General features: G+C 50.4%; 15 protein-coding genes and 1 tRNA gene. 15 read left to right on the top strand and 1 reads right to left on the bottom strand.

Going from position 1 to position 18,180, the window contains the following annotated elements; all coding sequences use genetic code 11:
• Positions 1-96: EF-Tu C-terminal domain-related protein (locus BM258_RS23695; RefSeq protein WP_139229380.1), on the top strand; the 96-nt coding region annotated here is incomplete at its 5' end.
• Between the two features lie 215 nt (positions 97-311).
• On the opposite strand, the gene BM258_RS23690 is transcribed toward BM258_RS23695, so the two are convergent.
• Entirely contained in the window at positions 312-1,247 is a 936-nt protein-coding gene (locus BM258_RS23690; RefSeq protein ID WP_139229379.1) for a hypothetical protein, read from the bottom strand.
• A gap of 512 nt (positions 1,248-1,759) precedes the next feature.
• Between BM258_RS23690 and BM258_RS23685 the strand changes: the two genes are divergently transcribed.
• The 14 genes from BM258_RS23685 to BM258_RS23620 form a co-directional block, all read left to right on the top strand.
• Positions 1,760-1,835 (top strand) — tRNA-Trp (locus BM258_RS23685).
• A 96-nt stretch (positions 1,836-1,931) separates the two neighbouring features.
• Entirely contained in the window at positions 1,932-2,129 is a 198-nt protein-coding gene (gene secE, locus BM258_RS23680) for a preprotein translocase subunit SecE (RefSeq protein ID WP_090075712.1), read from the top strand.
• Positions 2,130-2,135: 6 nt separating this feature from the next.
• Positions 2,136-2,675 carry a transcription termination/antitermination protein NusG gene (gene nusG, locus BM258_RS23675; protein ID WP_090075711.1) on the top strand — a complete coding sequence of 180 codons (540 nt, stop codon included), beginning with the start codon at positions 2,136-2,138 and terminating at the stop codon, positions 2,673-2,675.
• Between the two features lie 196 nt (positions 2,676-2,871).
• Complete coding sequence (gene rplK / locus BM258_RS23670; RefSeq protein ID WP_090075710.1) at positions 2,872-3,300, top strand: 50S ribosomal protein L11; 429 nt, start codon at positions 2,872-2,874, stop codon at positions 3,298-3,300.
• 6 nt (positions 3,301-3,306) lie between these two features.
• Positions 3,307-3,999, top strand: coding sequence for a 50S ribosomal protein L1 (gene rplA, locus BM258_RS23665; RefSeq protein WP_090075709.1), 693 nt, complete (start codon positions 3,307-3,309; stop codon positions 3,997-3,999).
• A 328-nt stretch (positions 4,000-4,327) separates the two neighbouring features.
• On the top strand, positions 4,328-4,846 hold the full coding sequence (rplJ, locus tag BM258_RS23660; RefSeq protein ID WP_090075716.1) for a 50S ribosomal protein L10: 519 nt from the start codon (positions 4,328-4,330) through the stop codon (positions 4,844-4,846).
• A 53-nt stretch (positions 4,847-4,899) separates the two neighbouring features.
• Positions 4,900-5,274, top strand: coding sequence for a 50S ribosomal protein L7/L12 (rplL, locus tag BM258_RS23655; RefSeq protein ID WP_090075708.1), 375 nt, complete (start codon positions 4,900-4,902; stop codon positions 5,272-5,274).
• A gap of 153 nt (positions 5,275-5,427) precedes the next feature.
• Positions 5,428-9,570, top strand: a complete 4,143-nt coding sequence (gene rpoB, locus BM258_RS23650; RefSeq protein ID WP_090075707.1) for a DNA-directed RNA polymerase subunit beta — start codon at positions 5,428-5,430, stop codon at positions 9,568-9,570.
• A gap of 91 nt (positions 9,571-9,661) precedes the next feature.
• Positions 9,662-13,873: a DNA-directed RNA polymerase subunit beta' gene (gene rpoC / locus BM258_RS23645; protein WP_090075706.1), complete on the top strand. Its 4,212-nt coding sequence runs from the start codon at positions 9,662-9,664 to the stop codon at positions 13,871-13,873.
• Between the two features lie 139 nt (positions 13,874-14,012).
• Positions 14,013-14,546, top strand: a complete 534-nt coding sequence (locus BM258_RS23640; RefSeq protein ID WP_210186870.1) for an Lcl C-terminal domain-containing protein — start codon at positions 14,013-14,015, stop codon at positions 14,544-14,546.
• A 488-nt stretch (positions 14,547-15,034) separates the two neighbouring features.
• Entirely contained in the window at positions 15,035-15,406 is a 372-nt protein-coding gene (gene rpsL / locus BM258_RS23635; protein ID WP_090075714.1) for a 30S ribosomal protein S12, read from the top strand.
• Between the two features lie 23 nt (positions 15,407-15,429).
• Entirely contained in the window at positions 15,430-15,900 is a 471-nt protein-coding gene (gene rpsG, locus BM258_RS23630) for a 30S ribosomal protein S7 (RefSeq protein WP_090075705.1), read from the top strand.
• Between the two features lie 18 nt (positions 15,901-15,918).
• Complete coding sequence (fusA, locus tag BM258_RS23625; RefSeq protein WP_090075704.1) at positions 15,919-17,994, top strand: elongation factor G; 2,076 nt, start codon at positions 15,919-15,921, stop codon at positions 17,992-17,994.
• A 91-nt stretch (positions 17,995-18,085) separates the two neighbouring features.
• The coding region (locus BM258_RS23620; protein WP_209282537.1) for a GTP-binding protein at positions 18,086-18,180 on the top strand (95 nt) is incomplete at its 3' end.

Below are 18,180 nucleotides of genomic sequence, written 5' to 3'. Positions count from 1 at the left end.
ATTGTGCCAATCGCCATGGAAGAAAAACTGCGCTTCGCTATCCGCGAAGGTGGTCGTACCGTCGGCGCTGGTATCGTCGGCGCAATCGTCGAATAATCTTCTCGCGCGATTTTCAAAAGTTTTGCGAAGCCCCGGTCATTGATTTGGCTGGGGCTTTTTGTGTGGTTGCTGTGAGTTGGGGGAGGGGGGCTGGTTTGAGCCCAAATTGGACATTGTTTCTATTGTTTGGTTTCAGCAATAATGTGAGAAATTAGGAATACCTTAATTGGAATTGGTCGCTCAGAAAATATAGGCGCAAAGCCTTCTTTAGATTACTGAGGTCCATGCGATTTGGTCAATCCAAGGTAGTTAATCGCAACCTTAGCTTTTTCTGAAAGCTCGAAATTTGGGAAGAAGTCGGTTTCTCGAGGTTCAAGGTCCAAAATCGCAGCAATTACATTGAATTTCTTAGTGTTTTTAACAAATCTTGGCCTCGTATCGAGATCTTTTTTCAGTATTCCTCTAAACGTCAAATCACAAAAATATTTCGGTTGTTGGCTTAGCAAACCGCCTCCATTGCCACAAAATATTATGGGCCACGGCAAAATTGGATAATACGAGACAGATCCAGTTAAGTATTCTGCTACTTTTTTATCTCCAATAAATATATTTCTCCTAGATACTCGAATACTTCCGTCGAGTGAATATTCTTCTGATATATCCTCCTCATTTCCTGTGTGAAGAAGTTTATTTATTGGTCTAGATTTCGCCGTTAATTTGCAAAGATATTTATTTGTATTTAATTTTTTATCAAAATATTTAATTTTAGTATCATGCATGCTTATTATTCTGGTGTTTTTTTTATTTATTATACTGCAATTCTCTCTATCAATATAAATATTTACATTATAACTGTCGTTTATTCCGGGCGTGTAATAGTGATATACTTTTGTATATTTAGTGAAATCTTGTCCAATGCGTTGAATAAAATCAATTTTTTCTTTTGCTATTAAATTTCTTGCAGTTTTTACTTGTCTTTCATTTTTAACTCTTAGTTCTCTTGAGATGTCTGCGATATCAACAAACTGACGTACATAAAAATAGTAGTAGGTTACGGTGCTCAAGCATAGTACCACGATTGATATAGGTAAAAAAACTCGAGGCACTCTACCGCTATACGCGTCATAAGCGAGGCCGATAATTGCCAAAATGACTAGATAGCCAGTCAGAAACCCAACACGAGTTGCCATTATAATGATGAAGGCCATTGGGGAAATAATCATCAGAATCCAAATTATGAAAAATATAGCCGCTGGCCAAAACCAATATGTTTTTAGCAATTTATTGACGTCCTTCCAGACAAGTATCGCATCATAGAACGACTAAAACAGGCGATTCTACCAATGGGTTTGTATTGTATGTAATACACCTTTGGCGAAAGTTAATTCGGCATCTGAATTTGACTATACGTTGAGAGGAACGTCCTGTTTGTCCGCAAAGCGGACCGTAATCGCAAAAAAAACTATCTTATAGGGTGGTCGGCTTTTTGGCGGTATCGATTTTATCGAGGTGAGGTGATTCCATAGGTGTTCGTGTAGCTATCGAATCTTTGGCTTCTTTCTGAAGTGTTTGATGAAATTGTTGCTGCCTTATCCCGGAGGGGGAGGGTATTTCCTACCAGCTGTTGATTTGTCACAAATATTTTAACTTCCCTCTTGCGCTGGGGGGCGAAAGTCAATAGGTAGACACCAACTTGGTTTTCACTAGGTGCCACGGATTTAGGGGTGTAGCTCAGCTGGTAGAGCATCGGTCTCCAAAACCGAGGGTCGGGGGTTCGAGTCCCTCCGCCCCTGCCAATTCGTGCTTGATCTTTGTGCAGAAGATAATATATATGGTGAGAATCTCAGAACGCGCGGAACCTGTTTCGCGCGTTATTATATGTGAGCGGATTGATGGCCAAGACAAACCCTTTTACCTTTTTGCAGCAAGTCCGATCCGAGGCAGCCAAGATTACCTGGCCGACTCGTAAGGAAACAGCAATTACGACGCTAATGGTGTTTGTGATGGTGGTGCTGGCTTCGACTTTCTTCCTGCTCGCCGACCAGATCATGAGTCTTGGTGTGAGCTATATCATCAACCTGGGAGGATAGGGCACAATGACGACGAAGCCAAAACGCTGGTACATCGTGCACGCCTACTCGAATTTCGAAAAGAAGGTTGCTGAGGATATTCGCCAGAAAGCTGATCAAACCGGTCTGGGCGATCTGTTTGATGATATTCTGGTGCCGACCGAGAAATTTGTTGAAGTGCGGCGTGGTCGCAAGATCGAGTCGGAACGCAAGTTTTTCCCGGGCTATGTTCTGGTGAAAATGGCGATGACCGACGATGCTTATCACCTGATCAAGAATACGCCTAAAGTTACTGGCTTTCTGGGTGCAGATAACAAACCTATGCCGATTTCGAACGCTGAAGCTGAGCGTTTGATGTCGCAGGTTGAGGAAGGTGTCCAGAAGCCGATGCCGACCGTCAGTTACGAAGTGGGCGAGCAGGTTCGGGTTTCCGATGGGCCGTTTGCTTCCTTCAACGGGCTTGTTGAAGAGGTGGACGAAGAGCGTGCACGTCTCAAGGTTACGGTGTCCATTTTTGGACGCGCGACCCCTGTCGAGCTCGAATATAATCAGGTTGAAAAACTCTGATTTCCCAAGGTGCTTTTGATTGCGGGCCTGATGGTTTGCGAATGGTGAGGCGCCTTTTTCAGTTTGGCATTTCATGGAATTTTGTGAAATGTCTTCATTCGTGCGGGAGATTGGTTCGCTTGCCAGGCGGACGGAAGATCTGACCGCGCGACTTTCGTGTGTCTAACAGTGCTCTTTTGAGCGTTAGGGAAAGAAAATGGCAAAGAAAATTCAAGGCTACCTGAAGCTTCAGGTGCCGGCAGGGGCCGCTAACCCGTCTCCTCCAATTGGTCCCGCTCTTGGTCAGCGCGGCCTCAACATCATGGAATTCTGTAAGGCGTTCAACGCCAAGACGCAGGAAATGGAAAAGAACTCACCGATTCCGGTGATCATTACCATTTACCAGGACAAGTCTTTCACTTTCGAAATGAAGACTCCTCCTGCATCTTACCTGCTGAAGAAAGCTGCGAACGTGCAGAAGGGTTCTTCTGCTCCGGGTCGTGATGTTGGTGGCAAGGTTACCAAGGATCAGGTTAAGGAAATTGCGGAAGCAAAAATGAAAGACCTGAACGCCAACGACATCGAAGCAGCGATGCTTCAGATTGAGGGTACCGCCCGTGCAATGGGCTTTGAGGTAGTGGGGTAACGACACATGGCTAAAGTCGGAAAACGTATTCGCGCCGCGCGTGAAAAAGTTGATGCCACTGCAACCTACTCTCTCGAGGAAGCAGTTAAGCTGATCAAGGAAGCCTCCAAGACCAAATTCGACGAAACCGTTGAAATTGCTCTGAACCTGGGTGTTGATCCTCGCCATGCCGACCAGATGGTACGCGGCGTTTGCCAGCTGCCAGCAGGTACGGGTAAATCCGTTCGTGTTGCTGTGTTCGCTCGTGGCGACAAGGCTGAAGAAGCCAAGGCTGCCGGCGCTGACATCGTTGGTGCTGAAGATCTAGTAGAGATCGTTCAGGGTGGCAAGATTGACTTTGATCGCTGCATTGCGTCTCCGGACATGATGCCTCTGGTTGGTCGTCTTGGTAAGGTTCTCGGCCCTCGCGGCATGATGCCAAACCCAAAAGTGGGTACCGTAACACCTGACGTTGCTCAGGCCGTTAAGGACTCCAAGGGTGGTTCGGTTGAATTTCGTGTTGAAAAAGCCGGTATCGTTCATGCAGGCGTTGGCAAGGTAAGCTTTGAAGAAGCTGCCCTTGTGGAAAACGTAAAAGCCTTTGTTTCTGCCGTTTCCAAAGCGAAACCGGCTGGTGCTAAAGGTGCCTACATGGAGAAACTGTCCCTTTCGTCCACGATGGGCCCGGGACTGACTGTAGATCTTGCTTCTGTCGAATAAACCGATTAGAAGTCAAAAGTGATTCCTCCCGATTCTTGTCGGGGGGATGTCTGACTGTGGTCAGACACCTGTCCAAGACTGCAGGGGTTTGGTGTTTTGATATGCTGAACTTAATTTTCCTGCACAGATGGGGTGGGCTAATTTGACATATAAAAGATGTCAGTTTGGTTCGAACCTATGCTTGCCAGTTCTTTGCTTTGCAGGGGTGGCAAGGAGGACAGGTCCCTTCGCGCCAGGACTCCTTGCTCACTAAAGGTAAGAAGATCTGGTCAAGTGTAACCTCCGGTTTCTTCCCTCAAGGATGGAGCCGGTAACTGGAGAGAAGGCATTGGATAGAGCGGAAAAGCAAGAGCTTGTATCGTCCCTTCACGAAACGCTGAATAGCGCGGAAGTCGTGGTCGTTGCTCACTATGCTGGCCTCACTGTTGCTGAAATGACCGAACTTCGTAGCCAAATGCGCGAAGCCGGAGCATCGGTGCAGGTTGCCAAGAACCGTCTTGTCAAGCTCGCTCTTCAAGGCACGGACGCTGAACCGATTTCTGATCTTTTCAAAGGTCAGACCGTCATTGCTACTTCCAATGACCCGGTTGCAGCACCGAAGGTGGCCTCTGAATTCGCCAAGAAAAACGACAAGCTCGTCATTCTTGGCGGTGTCATGGGCACCACTGTACTCGATACCGCGGGCGTGAATGCACTAGCAACCATGCCGTCGCTTGATGAACTGCGCGGCAAGATTGTCGGTGTCCTTCAGGCACCAGCAACCAAAATTGCACAGGTTCTGCAGGCACCGGGCGGACAGCTCGCACGGGTATTCGGCGCATATGCCAAGAAGGACGAAGCGGCGTAAGGCCGTTCTCACAAAATTAGAATTTTAGGTTCGTACCAACAGGAAACAATACGATGGCTGATCTTGAAAAGCTCGTAGAAGAACTTTCTACCCTGACCGTTATGGAAGCTGCTGAGCTTTCCACCATGCTTGAAGACAAATGGGGCGTTTCTGCTGCTGCTCCTGTCGCAGTTGCTGCTGTAGCTGGCGGCGCTGCTGCTGAAGCTGCTGAAGAAAAAACTGAATTTGATGTTGTTCTGACCGCTGCTGGCGACAAGAAAATCAACGTCATCAAAGAAGTTCGCGGCATCACCGGTCTTGGCCTGAAAGAAGCTAAAGAGCTCGTAGAAGGTGCTCCGAAGCCGGTCAAAGAAGGTGTTGACAAAGCAGAAGCAGAAGAGCTGAAAGCTAAGCTTGAAGCTGCTGGCGCTTCTGTAGAATTGAAATAAGGTTTGATCCTTGTGTAGAATTTCGGGGGAGCGATTCCCCGAAATTCGCTTAAAAACCAGGTGCCCTTTAATTAGGGCGTTTTTCTCAAGAGCCTGCACAATCCTGTGACGGGCTTTTTGGTCAACCGCCCATGAGCGAGACGAGGAGCGACGATGGCTCAGACGTTTTCCGGTCGCAAACGTTTAAGAAAATACTTCGGTCACATTAAAGAAGTGGCAGAAATGCCAAACCTCATTGAGGTTCAGAAGGCTTCTTATGACCAATTCCTGCAAGTGGAAGAACCCGCCTCTGGACGCTTTGATGAAGGCCTCCAAGCGGTATTTTCTTCTGTATTCCCGATTACGGATTTTTCCGGCACTTCGCAGCTGGAGTTCGTGCGGTATGAATTTGAGGCTCCGAAATATGACACTGAAGAGTGTCGTATGCGGGGCATGACCTATTCTGCTCCGCTCAAACTGACCCTGCGTCTGATTGTGTTCGAGGTGGACGAAGATACTGGCGCCAAGTCAGTCAAGGACATCAAGGAACAGGATGTCTACATGGGCGACATGCCGCTCATGACAGATAAAGGTACCTTCATCGTCAACGGTACCGAGCGTGTCATCGTATCTCAGATGCACCGCTCTCCTGGTGTGTTCTTCGACCATGATAAAGGCAAGAGCCATTCTTCGGGCAAACTGCTGTTTGCTGCCCGCATCATTCCTTATCGCGGCTCCTGGCTCGATATCGAATTCGATGCCAAGGATGTTGTCTATGCCCGTATCGACCGTCGCCGCAAGATACCGGTTTCCAGTCTGTTGCTTGCATTGGGTCTGGATACGGAAGAGATTCTTGATACCTATTACAACAAGGTTGAGTATTCTCGCGTAGGCGACGCATGGCAGGTTGCGTTTGATGGTGAGGCCCTCAAGGGCACCAAGCCTGATATGGATCTGATTGATGCGCAGACCGGCGAAGTCGTCTTTGATTCGAGCAAAAAGCTGACAGCTCGTCAGATCAAGAAGCTTGTCGAAGGCGGTCTGAAGTTCCTTAAGGTTTCTGACGAAGATCTGTACGGTAAATATCTTGCCGAAGACGCTGTCAGCTACACTACGGGTGAGATTTTTGCTGAAGCCGGTGAAGAGCTTGACGAAAAGGTACTTACCCTTCTGAAAGACAATGGCTTTGAAGAGATTTCTGTTCTCAACATCGACCACGTGACTGTCGGACCATATATCCGCAACACATTGGCCGTTGACAAGAACTCTGATCGTGAAGCAGCTCTGTTCGATATCTACCGCGTGATGCGTCCAGGCGAGCCGCCGACCGTCGAAACGGCAGAAGCAATGCTGCAGTCTTTGTTCTTTGATCCTGAGCGCTATGATCTTTCCGCAGTTGGCCGCGTGAAGATGAATATGCGCATGGATCTGGACGTTGCCGACACGGTTCGCATTCTGCGTAAGGAAGACATCGTTGAAGTGATCCGTACTTTGCTTGATTTGCGTGATGGCAAAGGCGAGATTGACGACATCGATAACCTTGGTAACCGTCGTGTGCGCTCTGTCGGCGAATTGATGGAAAACCAGTATCGCATTGGTCTTCTGCGCATGGAACGTGCAATCAAGGAACGTATGTCCTCGATTGAAATCGACACGGTGATGCCGCAGGATCTGATCAACGCGAAGCCGGCAGCTGCTGCTGTGCGTGAGTTCTTCGGTTCTTCTCAGCTTTCGCAGTTCATGGACCAGAACAACCCGCTGTCCGAGATTACGCATAAGCGTCGTCTTTCGGCGTTGGGCCCAGGTGGTCTGACCCGCGAACGCGCTGGCTTTGAAGTGCGAGACGTGCATCCGACCCACTATGGTCGTATCTGCCCGATTGAAACGCCTGAAGGTCCGAACATTGGTCTGATCAACTCTCTGGCAACCTTTGCCCGTGTCAATAAATATGGTTTCATCGAAGCGCCTTATCGCAAGGTGTTTGATGGCAAGGTAACCAACGAAGTTGTTTATCTTTCAGCAATGGAAGAAGCCAAGCACTATGTGGCGCAGGCAAACGTTGAGCTGACCAATGATGGCGCCTTCGTAGAAGACTCCGTTATTTGTCGTCACGCTGGTGAAGTGATGATCACGCCTATCGAGCGTGTTGACTTCATGGACGTGTCGCCGAAACAGCTCGTGTCTGTTGCCGCAGCGCTTATTCCATTCTTGGAAAACGATGACGCCAACCGCGCACTGATGGGCTCAAACATGCAGCGTCAGGCTGTGCCTCTGGTTCGTGCTGAAGCACCATTTGTTGGTACGGGTATGGAGCCTATTGTGGCTCGTGATTCCGGCGCCGCTATTGCTGCGTCCCGTACGGGTATCGTCGATCAGGTTGACTCCACGCGTATCGTTATTCGGGCAACCGAAGATATCGATCCGCGCCGGTCCGGTGTTGACATCTACCGCCTGAGCAAGTTCCAGCGTTCGAACCAGTCGACCTGTATCAACCAGCGTCCGCTTGTTTCTGTTGGTGACTTCGTTCAGAAAGGCGAGATCATTGCCGACGGTCCGTCGACTGATCTGGGCGATTTGGCTCTTGGTCGTAACGTGCTCGTCGCCTTTATGCCTTGGAACGGTTACAACTTCGAAGACTCCATTCTGCTTTCCGAGCGGATTGTGAAAGAAGATATCTTTACCTCGATTCACCTCGAGGAATTCGAAGTGATGGCCCGCGATACCAAGCTTGGCCCTGAAGAGATTACACGCGATATTCCGAACGTGTCGGAAGAATCGCTCAAGAATCTCGACGAGGCTGGCATCACCTATATCGGTGCTGAAGTGAAGCCTGGCGATATTCTCGTCGGCAAGATCACGCCGAAGGGCGAAAGCCCGATGACACCGGAAGAAAAGCTTCTGCGTGCCATCTTCGGTGAAAAGGCTTCTGACGTGCGCGACACCTCGCTCCGCATGCCTCCGGGAACTTTCGGCACCGTCGTTGAAGTGCGTGTCTTCAACCGTCACGGCATCGAAAAAGACGAACGCGCGATGTCAATCGAGCGAGAAGAAATCGAGCGTCTGGCGAAAGACCGTGATGACGAGCAGGCCATTTTGGACCGCAACGTCTATGGTCGCCTCGCAGACATGCTCAACGGCCATGTTGGCACCGCAGGCCCTAAAGGCTTCAGGAAAGACAGCGATATCTCTCATGCTGAGATCTCCGAGTTTCCTCGTAGCCAGTGGTGGTTGTTCGCGGTTGACGACGAAAAGCTGATGGGCGAAATCGAAGCGCTTCGCAATCAGTATGACGAAAGCCGCAAACGTCTTGAGCAGCGGTTCATCGACAAGGTCGAGAAACTGCAGCGCGGTGACGAATTGCCACCAGGGGTCATGAAAATGGCCAAGGTCTTCATCGCTATCAAGCGTAAGATCCAGCCGGGTGACAAAATGGCTGGCCGTCACGGTAACAAGGGTGTGGTATCCAAGATCAACCCGATCGAAGATATGCCATATCTGGAAGACGGTACCCATGTGGACATCGTTCTGAACCCGCTGGGCGTGCCTTCGCGTATGAATATCGGGCAGATCCTCGAGACGCACCTTGGTTGGGCCTGTGCTGGCATGGGCCACAAGATCGGCAAGATGTATGATGAATACAGACGGTCGGGCAATCTTGAGCCTCTGCGGCTGGAGCTGAAGGACGTCTATCACGATAACGGCAAAAATCTTGACGTTACCGAGTATGATGACGAGAGCGTCGTCAAGATGGCCGAACAGCTGCGCAAGGGTGTTTCCATTGCGACTCCGGTCTTCGATGGTGCGCGTGAGCCAGACGTGAACGATATGCTGGTACAGGCTGGTCTTGACCGGTCCGGTCAGTCTCGTTTGTTCGATGGCCGTACAGGTGAGATGTTCGATCGCCAGGTAACTGTTGGGTATATTTACATGCTCAAACTGCACCATCTGGTCGATGAGAAGATCCACGGTCGTTCGATTGGGCCATACTCGCTCGTTACCCAGCAGCCGCTGGGTGGTAAGGCGCAGTTTGGTGGTCAGCGCTTCGGTGAGATGGAGGTCTGGGCTCTGGAAGCTTATGGCGCAGCCTACACCTTGCAGGAAATGCTCACCGTCAAGTCGGATGACGTTGCCGGACGTACCAAGGTCTATGAAGCGATTGTTCGTGGGGATGATACCTTCGAAGCGGGCATTCCGGAAAGCTTCAACGTCCTTGTGAAGGAAATTCGGTCCCTGGGTCTGAACATGGAGCTGGAAGACAGTCAGCGCCTGATCGACTTGGAGCCCAACGATACGCCGCCTGCGGACGCTGCTGAATAAGCAGCGCCCGAGTTAAACGAAACTAGGCATTTTTTCGGAACGGGTCGCGGGGTAAAGCCTTGCGATCCGTCAAACCGTAAGAGGAGACACCATGAACCAAGAGGTCATGAATCTTTTCAGTCCGCAGGCTCAGGCCCAGACTTTTGACCAGATCCGCGTTTCTATCGCGAGCCCGGAAAAAATTCTTTCCTGGTCCTTTGGTGAGATCAAAAAGCCTGAAACGATCAACTATCGTACGTTCAAGCCTGAGCGTGATGGTCTTTTCTGTGCGCGTATTTTTGGTCCGATCAAGGACTATGAGTGCTTGTGCGGCAAGTACAAGCGCATGAAATACAAAGGCATCATTTGTGAAAAATGTGGTGTGGAAGTTACGCTGTCCCGCGTGCGTCGTGAACGCATGGGGCATATCGAACTTGCTGCTCCGGTTGCTCACATCTGGTTCCTGAAATCCCTTCCAAGCCGCATTGGTCAGCTGCTTGACATGACGCTCAAGGATCTTGAGCGCGTTCTCTACTTCGAGAACTATATTGTCGTTGAGCCGGGCCTGACGCCGCTTAAGGAATATCAGCTCCTCAGTGAAGAGGAGTATATGATTGCACAAGACGAGTATGGCGAAGATACTTTCACCGCCATGATCGGCGCTGAGGCGATCCGCGAAATTCTTGCGTCTCTCGATCTGGAACAGATCTCGGAGAAGTTGCGCAAGGAAATCGCTGAAAGCACGTCTTCCCTGAAGCCGATCAAGCTTGCCAAGCGTCTGAAGATCGTTGAAGCGTTTATCGAATCCGGCAACCGTCCGGAATGGATGATCATGACGGTCGTTCCTGTGATCCCACCGGATCTGCGCCCTCTGGTGCCGCTTGATGGTGGCCGTTTTGCGACGTCTGACCTCAATGATCTCTATCGTCGTGTGATTAACCGTAACAACCGTCTGAAGCGTCTGATGGAGCTGCGTGCACCGGATATCATCATCCGGAACGAAAAACGCATGCTGCAGGAGTCTGTTGATGCCCTGTTCGATAACGGCCGTCGTGGTCGTGTCATCACTGGTGCCAACAAGCGTCCGCTGAAATCTCTGTCCGATATGCTCAAGGGCAAGCACGGTCGTTTCCGTCAGAACCTGCTGGGTAAACGCGTCGACTATTCTGGTCGTTCCGTTATTACCGTGGGTCCTGAGCTGAAACTGCATCAGTGTGGTCTGCCGAAGAAAATGGCGCTTGAGCTGTTCAAGCCGTTCATCTATTCGCGTCTCGATGCCAAGGGCTATTCGACGACTGTTAAGCAGGCCAAGAAGTTGGTTGAAAAGGGCAAGCCTGAAGTTTGGGATATCCTTGAAGAGGTTATTCGCGAGCATCCGGTCATGCTCAACCGTGCGCCTACGCTTCACCGTCTTGGCATTCAGGCCTTTGAGCCGCATCTGGTTGAAGGTAAAGCAATTCAGCTGCATCCGCTCGTCTGCTCGGCCTTCAACGCCGACTTTGACGGTGACCAGATGGCTGTTCACGTTCCGCTTTCTCTGGAAGCGCAGCTTGAAGCCCGCGTGTTGATGATGTCCACGAACAACATTCTGCATCCGGCCAACGGTGAACCAATCATCGTGCCGTCACAGGATATCGTTCTGGGTCTTTACTATCTCTCTATCATGAATGAAAACGAGCCGGGTGAGGGGATGCTCTTCTCTGATATCGGCGAGTTGCATCATGCTCTGGAAACGAAGGCCGTTACCCTGCATGCAAAGGTCAAAGGTCGCTTTAAGACCATTGACGAAGAAGGCAATCAGGTTTCTGAAATCTATGAAACCACGCCGGGCCGCATGTTGATTGGTGAGCTTCTGCCGCGTCATCCGCAGGTGTCTTATGATGCTTGTAACAAGCTGATGACCAAGAAAGAAATTTCCAAGATGATCCACTTTGTCTATCGGGCATGTGGTCAGAAGGAAACGGTCATCTTCTGCGACAAGATCATGGGGCTTGGCTTTAACCGTGCGTTCCGTGCCGGTATTTCGTTCGGTAAGGATGACATGGTTATTCCTGACACCAAGGCGGGTCTCATCGAAGAGACCAGCACGATGGCGATGGAATTTGAAAGCCAGTATAACGATGGTCTCATCACCCAAGGCGAGAAATACAACAAGGTTGTTGACGCCTGGGCGAAATGTACCGACCGCGTTGCTGACGAGATGATGAAGCGCATTCAGGCTGTCGAGTTTGACGAGGAAACCAAACGCCAGAAACCGATGAACTCGGTTTACATGATGGCGCACTCTGGTGCTCGTGGTTCACCGGCTCAGATGAAACAGCTGGCTGGTATGCGTGGTCTTATGGCCAAGCCTTCGGGCGAGATTATCGAAACGCCGATTATCTCGAACTTTAAAGAAGGCCTCACCGTGATGGAATACTTCAACTCCACACATGGTGCGCGTAAAGGTCTGGCTGATACGGCTCTGAAAACGGCCAACTCGGGTTACTTGACCCGTCGTCTGGTGGACGTTGCTCAGGACTGCATTATCACCGAAGTCGATTGTGGGTCTGAAGAAGGTCTGGAAGTTCGTGCGATTGTTGACTCCGGTCAGGTCGTTGCGACGCTTGGTACCCGTACCAAGGGGCGTACCGCAGCTCAGGATGTTATCAATCCGAAGACCGGCGACGTGATCGTTCCAAAAGGGCAGGTCATCTCGGAAGAGCATCTCGAGGAAATCGAAACCTGCGGTTTGCAGTCGATTATCGTTCGCTCGGTACTCACCTGTAATTCCCGCAATGGTGTTTGTGCCGCTTGTTACGGTCGTGACCTTGCTCGTGGCACCGAAGTGAATATTGGTGAAGCTGTTGGTGTTATCGCCGCTCAGTCGATTGGTGAACCCGGCACGCAGTTGACCATGCGTACGTTCCATATTGGTGGTACGGCACAGGTGGTTGACAGTTCCTTCATCGAGTCCAACTTCGAGGGCACGATCGAGATCCGCAACCGTAACGTTGCGCGCAACTCCGAAGGCAAGCTGATCACTCTTGGCCGGAACGTTTCCATTGCCATCATTGATGATGAAGGCAACGAGCGCTCCACCAACAAAGTGACCTACGGTACGATCCTTCATGTTGATGAGGGCGATCGGGTGAAGCTTGGTCAGCGTTTGGCTGAGTGGGATCCGTATACCCGTCCTATTCTTGCAGAATCTGACGGTGTCATCGACTTTGAAGATGTGGCTGAAGGTCTTTCGGTTAGCGAAGCGACGGACGAGTCAACCGGTATCACCAAGCGTGTCGTTATCGATTGGCGCGGCAACCCTCGTTCTGCAGACATGAAACCTGCGATCACCATCAAAGATGCAAGTGGAGCAATAAAGACGCTTCCGCGCGGTGGCGATGCTCGGTATCTGCTTCAGGTTGAAGCCATTCTGTCGGTTCAGCCGGGTACCAAGGTCTCTGCTGGTGACGTTCTTGCGCGTAACCCGATGGAAAGCGCTAAGACCAAAGACATTACCGGTGGTCTTCCACGTGTGGCCGAGTTGTTCGAAGCTCGTCGTCCAAAGGATCATGCTGTTATCGCTGATGTTGATGGCACCATCCGCTTTGGTCGCGACTACAAGAACAAACGTCGTATTGTTCTCGAACCTGCTGACGAAACGATGGAGCCAATTGAATATCTCATCCCGAAAGGACGTCCTTTCCATCTTCAGGAAGGCGACTTCATCGAAAAGGGTGAGTATATTCTGGACGGCAATCCAGCGCCTCATGACATTCTGGCCGTTAAGGGCGTTGCTGCTCTGGCAGATTATCTCGTCAACGAGATTCAAGATGTTTATCGTCTTCAGGGTGTGGGCATCAACGACAAGCATATCGAAGTGATTGTTCGTCAGATGCTGCAGAAGATCGAGATCGAAGATCAGGGCGAGAGCTACTTCCTGCATGGTGAACATATCGACCGTCTGGAATTCGCAGAAGAGAATGAACGCCTTGTGGCTGAGGGCAAGAAGCCTGCAAAAGGCAAGCCGGTTCTGCTTGGTATTACCAAAGCTAGCTTGCAGACGCGCTCCTTCATCTCTGCCGCATCGTTCCAGGAAACCACGCGCGTGCTTACCGAGGCATCTGTACAGGGCAAGATCGATACCCTGGAAGGTCTCAAAGAGAACGTTATCGTTGGTCGCCTGATCCCGGCCGGTACCGGTCGTGTGATGTCTGGTCTGCGTCGTGTGGCTACCCATCGCGATGATCTGATCCTGGAAGAAAAGCAGCGGACACAGTCCCTGACTTCTACCCCGCAGATCCGCGATATGTCTGGCCAGCCTCCGGTTGAGCCAGCCGAGTAAGCGAGAGCTTCGTTTAGTGACATTGTTAAGGCCGTCTTGTTTCAGCAAGGCGGCCTTTTCTTTTCTGTGTCGATCCTTTCAAAGCCCCACTTTCAACATATTCAGTCAGATACATGTTCTCGAGTAGGGGAGTGTTATTATGATTGAATCTGAAACTCTATTAAGGGTTGGTCGCTTGAGCCCTTTTGCTTTGGTGCTAGTTGCGGGTGTTGTCATGTCACCGGATGCTCTTGCCGAGTGTCGGGAACCGTCCGGGCACGGCTTTAGACTGAGGGGGGATGTTGCCTTCCAAATAGACAAGGGGTTGGAGTGGAAACGGTGCGCTCTTGGTATGGCGTGGGACGAGGAGCGGGGGACTTGCTCTGGTGATCCGATGGGGCTTGGATTGGAGGAGGCAAAAGGGGAAGCCCAAAAGCTCGGCAATGGGTGGCGGCTTCCCACGGCAGAAGAGTTTGACTCAATCTATTTGGAGAGCTGTTCGGGTCTGAAGATCGATACGATCGTCTTTCCTGCGATCGCTGCCTCTGACTTTGGCGATGGTGCAGAGTTCTGGACAGATACTCCAATTTCCCTTCCTGGTATGTATTATTATTTCAATGTTACTCATGGTTATGTCGATGCGCATAGTGCCGGCTTTTCCCTTTCCGGGCTGCTTGTCCGGAATCATGAGTAGTGTGGTTAAAGATTATCAAAGAATCTATTGCAACTACGGGCATTTGAACGCGCTCAGATTGGGCGCGAATCCTGAGCGAAATTGGGGAAGAATCGGCTGATTTCCAACGAGTTGACGTAGGTGTATCAAAATGTTGCGGATTTAGTCGAAATTGGGTAATAAAAATACACTCAAATGGCGCAAATGCAGGGCTTCTGGGAATCTTCACCAAGGGGGTTGACGGAATGCAATCTACAGAGTAGTTTCGCGCCACTTCTCGGACATGCCGTAAGTGCTCAATGATCGAAAGCGCCACGTTTTCGACGCAAGACCATTTAAACGATGTTCGTCTTAATGAAGCTGAGATTGACTGGCTCATGATTGCGGTTCGCCGTAATCCTCTGGTTTTCACAGCGCCGTTCGCGGCAAAGGTCGCGCGATGGTGCGCTTTTGCGCGTGCGGACGGTGCAATATGTAATTATTCAGAGAGATCTGAAAGGCACACGTTAATGCCAACCATTAACCAGCTTATTCGTAAACCGCGCAAAGCGCCGGTGAAGCGAAACAAAGTTCCGGCCATGGAGGCCTGCCCTCAGAAGCGGGGCGTTTGTACGCGCGTCTACACCACTACGCCTAAGAAGCCTAACTCGGCTCTGCGTAAGGTTGCTAAGGTTCGCTTGACCAACGGTTTTGAAGTAATTGGCTACATCCCTGGTGAGGGCCATAACCTTCAGGAACACTCCGTTGTCATGATCCGCGGCGGTCGCGTGAAAGACTTGCCTGGTGTTCGTTATCACATCCTTCGTGGTGTTCTCGATACACAAGGTGTTAAAGACCGTAAACAGCGCCGTTCTAAATATGGTGCGAAGCGGCCGAAATAAGCCGCTATTGGAGTTCTGGTCACATGTCACGTCGCCATAGTGCAGAAAAACGCGTTATCAACCCGGATCCTAAATTCGGTGATATCGTTATTTCAAAATTCATGAACAGCATCATGCTGGACGGCAAAAAGTCCGTTTCAGAAAGCATCGTTTACGGTGCGCTTGATTCTGTTGAAGGAAAATTGAAGCAGGACCCAGTTGAAGTGTTTCACACTGCTCTGGAAAATGTCATGCCTCAAGTGGAAGTTCGCTCCCGCCGTGTTGGTGGTGCGACTTACCAGGTTCCTGTTGATGTTCGTGCAGAACGTAAGCAGGCCCTGGCTATCCGTTGGATCATTGCAGCAGCCCGCAATCGCAACGAGCGCACCATGATCGATCGCCTTTCCGGCGAGCTTCTGGATGCGTTTAACAACCGCGGTTCTGCAGTCAAAAAACGCGAGGACACGCACCGTATGGCGGAAGCCAACCGTGCCTTCTCGCATTATCGCTGGTAAACCATTAGGGGCGAAGTCATGGCACGCAGCCACAAGATTGAGGATTATCGTAACTTCGGCATCATGGCCCACATTGATGCTGGTAAGACGACCACTACTGAGCGGATCCTCTATTACACAGGTAAAAGCCATAAGATTGGCGAAGTTCATGATGGTGCTGCCACCATGGACTGGATGGAACAAGAGCAGGAACGTGGTATTACCATTACGTCCGCTGCAACCACTTGTTTTTGGCGTGAAAAGCGTCTGAACATCATCGACACCCCAGGCCACGTTGACTTCACCATTGAAGTTGAACGTTCTCTGCGTGTGCTTGACGGCGCTGTGTGCTGCCTGGATGCGAACGCTGGTGTTGAGCCTCAGACTGAAACCGTTTGGCGTCAGGCTGACAAATACGCCGTTCCTCGGATGATCTTCGTCAACAAGATGGACAAACTCGGTGCTGATTTCTACCGCTGTGTAGAAATGATCGAGAGCCGCCTTGGTGCCAACCCGCTTTGCCTTCAGTTGCCTGTTGGTGCTGAAAGCGAATTTAAGGGTGTGATCGATCTGATAAACATGAAACAGATCATCTGGCACGAAGAGCACCTCGGTGCCGAGTTCGAAACCAACGACATTCCAGAAGCTGACCTTGCTCAGGCCGAGGAATATCGTGAGAAGCTCATTGAAGCTGTCGTCGAAATCGACGAAGAAGCAATGGAAGCTTATCTGGAAGGTGAAGAGCCAAGCAACGAAAAGATCATGGAACTGATCCGTAAAGGCACCATTGCCAACGAATTCGTTCCGATCCTTTGTGGTACTGCCTTCAAGAACAAAGGTGTTCAGCCTCTGCTTGATGCTGTTGTCGACTATCTGCCAAGCCCGGTTGATATCGAATCCATCAGAGGTATCGATGCCAAGACGGAAGAGCCGATCGAACGTCATGCAGACGATGAAGAGCCATTTTCCATGCTGGCGTTCAAGATTGCGAACGACCCGTTTGTTGGTTCTCTGACTTTCTGTCGCATTTATTCCGGCAAGTTGATTGCGGGTTCTTCCGTACTCAACACTGTTAAGGAAAAACGCGAACGTGTAGGTCGTATGCTTCAGATGCACTCCAACTCTCGTGAGGACATCAAGGAAGCATATGCAGGCGACATCGTTGCTATCGCAGGTCTGAAAGATACCACCACTGGTGATACCCTTTGTGATCCGCTGAAGCCGGTTATTCTTGAACGTATGGAATTCCCGGATCCTGTGATCGAGATCGCTGTTGAGCCGAAGACCAAAGCTGACCAGGAAAAGATGGGCCTTGCGCTCAACCGTCTGGCTGCTGAGGATCCTTCTTTCCGCGTTAAAACGGATGAAGAATCCGGTCAGACCATCATGGCTGGCATGGGTGAACTTCACCTCGACATTCTCGTTGATCGTATGAAGCGTGAATTCAAGGTTGAAGCTCAGATCGGCGCGCCTCAGGTTGCTTATCGTGAGACCATCACGAAAGAAGAAACCGTCGATTACACCCACAAGAAACAGTCGGGTGGCACCGGTCAGTTCGGTCGCGTCAAAATGATTATTGGCCCGAATGAGCCTGGTGCTGGTTTCGAGTTCAAATCTTCCATCGTTGGTGGTGCTATTCCGAAAGAATACATCCCTGGCGTTGAAAAAGGTGTCCAGTCTGTCATGACCGCAGGTCCTCTGGCTGGCTTCCCAATGGTAGACATCAAAGTCGAGTTGATCGACGGTGCCTTCCATGATGTTGACTCTTCCGTTCTTGCCTTTGAGATCGCATCTCGTGCGGGCTTCCGTGAAGGTTGTCAAAAAGCTGGTCCGAAACTGCTCGAACCAATGATGAAAGTCGAAGTTGTGACCCCTGAAGAATATATGGGTGACATCATCGGCGACATTAACTCCCGTCGCGGTCAGATCTCCGGAACTGAAGCCCGCGGTGTTGTAACTGTCATTAGCTCCATGGTGCCTTTGGCGAACATGTTTGGCTATGTGAACACTCTTCGTTCCATGTCACAGGGTCGCGCACAGTTTTCCATGGTGTTTGATCACTACGCACAGGTGCCACAGGCAGTCGCAGATGAGGTTCAGGCCAAATACGCCTAAATCAAATCGATTGGTCGATTGGCTCATTGTTTCCGCAGTGAGCTGATCTAGCCGCCGCACTTAATGTAATTTTGAGAATGGAGACTTTCCTATGGCTAAGGAAAAGTTTGAACGTAATAAGCCGCATTGTAACATCGGCACGATTGGTCACGTTGACCATGGTAAAACCACGCTTACCGCTGCAAT

Origin of the sequence: Cohaesibacter marisflavi, from assembly GCF_900115225.1 — a bacterium.
Taxonomy (GTDB): Bacteria; Pseudomonadota; Alphaproteobacteria; order Rhizobiales; family Cohaesibacteraceae; genus Cohaesibacter; species Cohaesibacter marisflavi.
The sequence above is the reverse complement of the archived record's forward strand: the minus strand, read 5'-3'. Positions and strand labels throughout refer to the sequence as shown.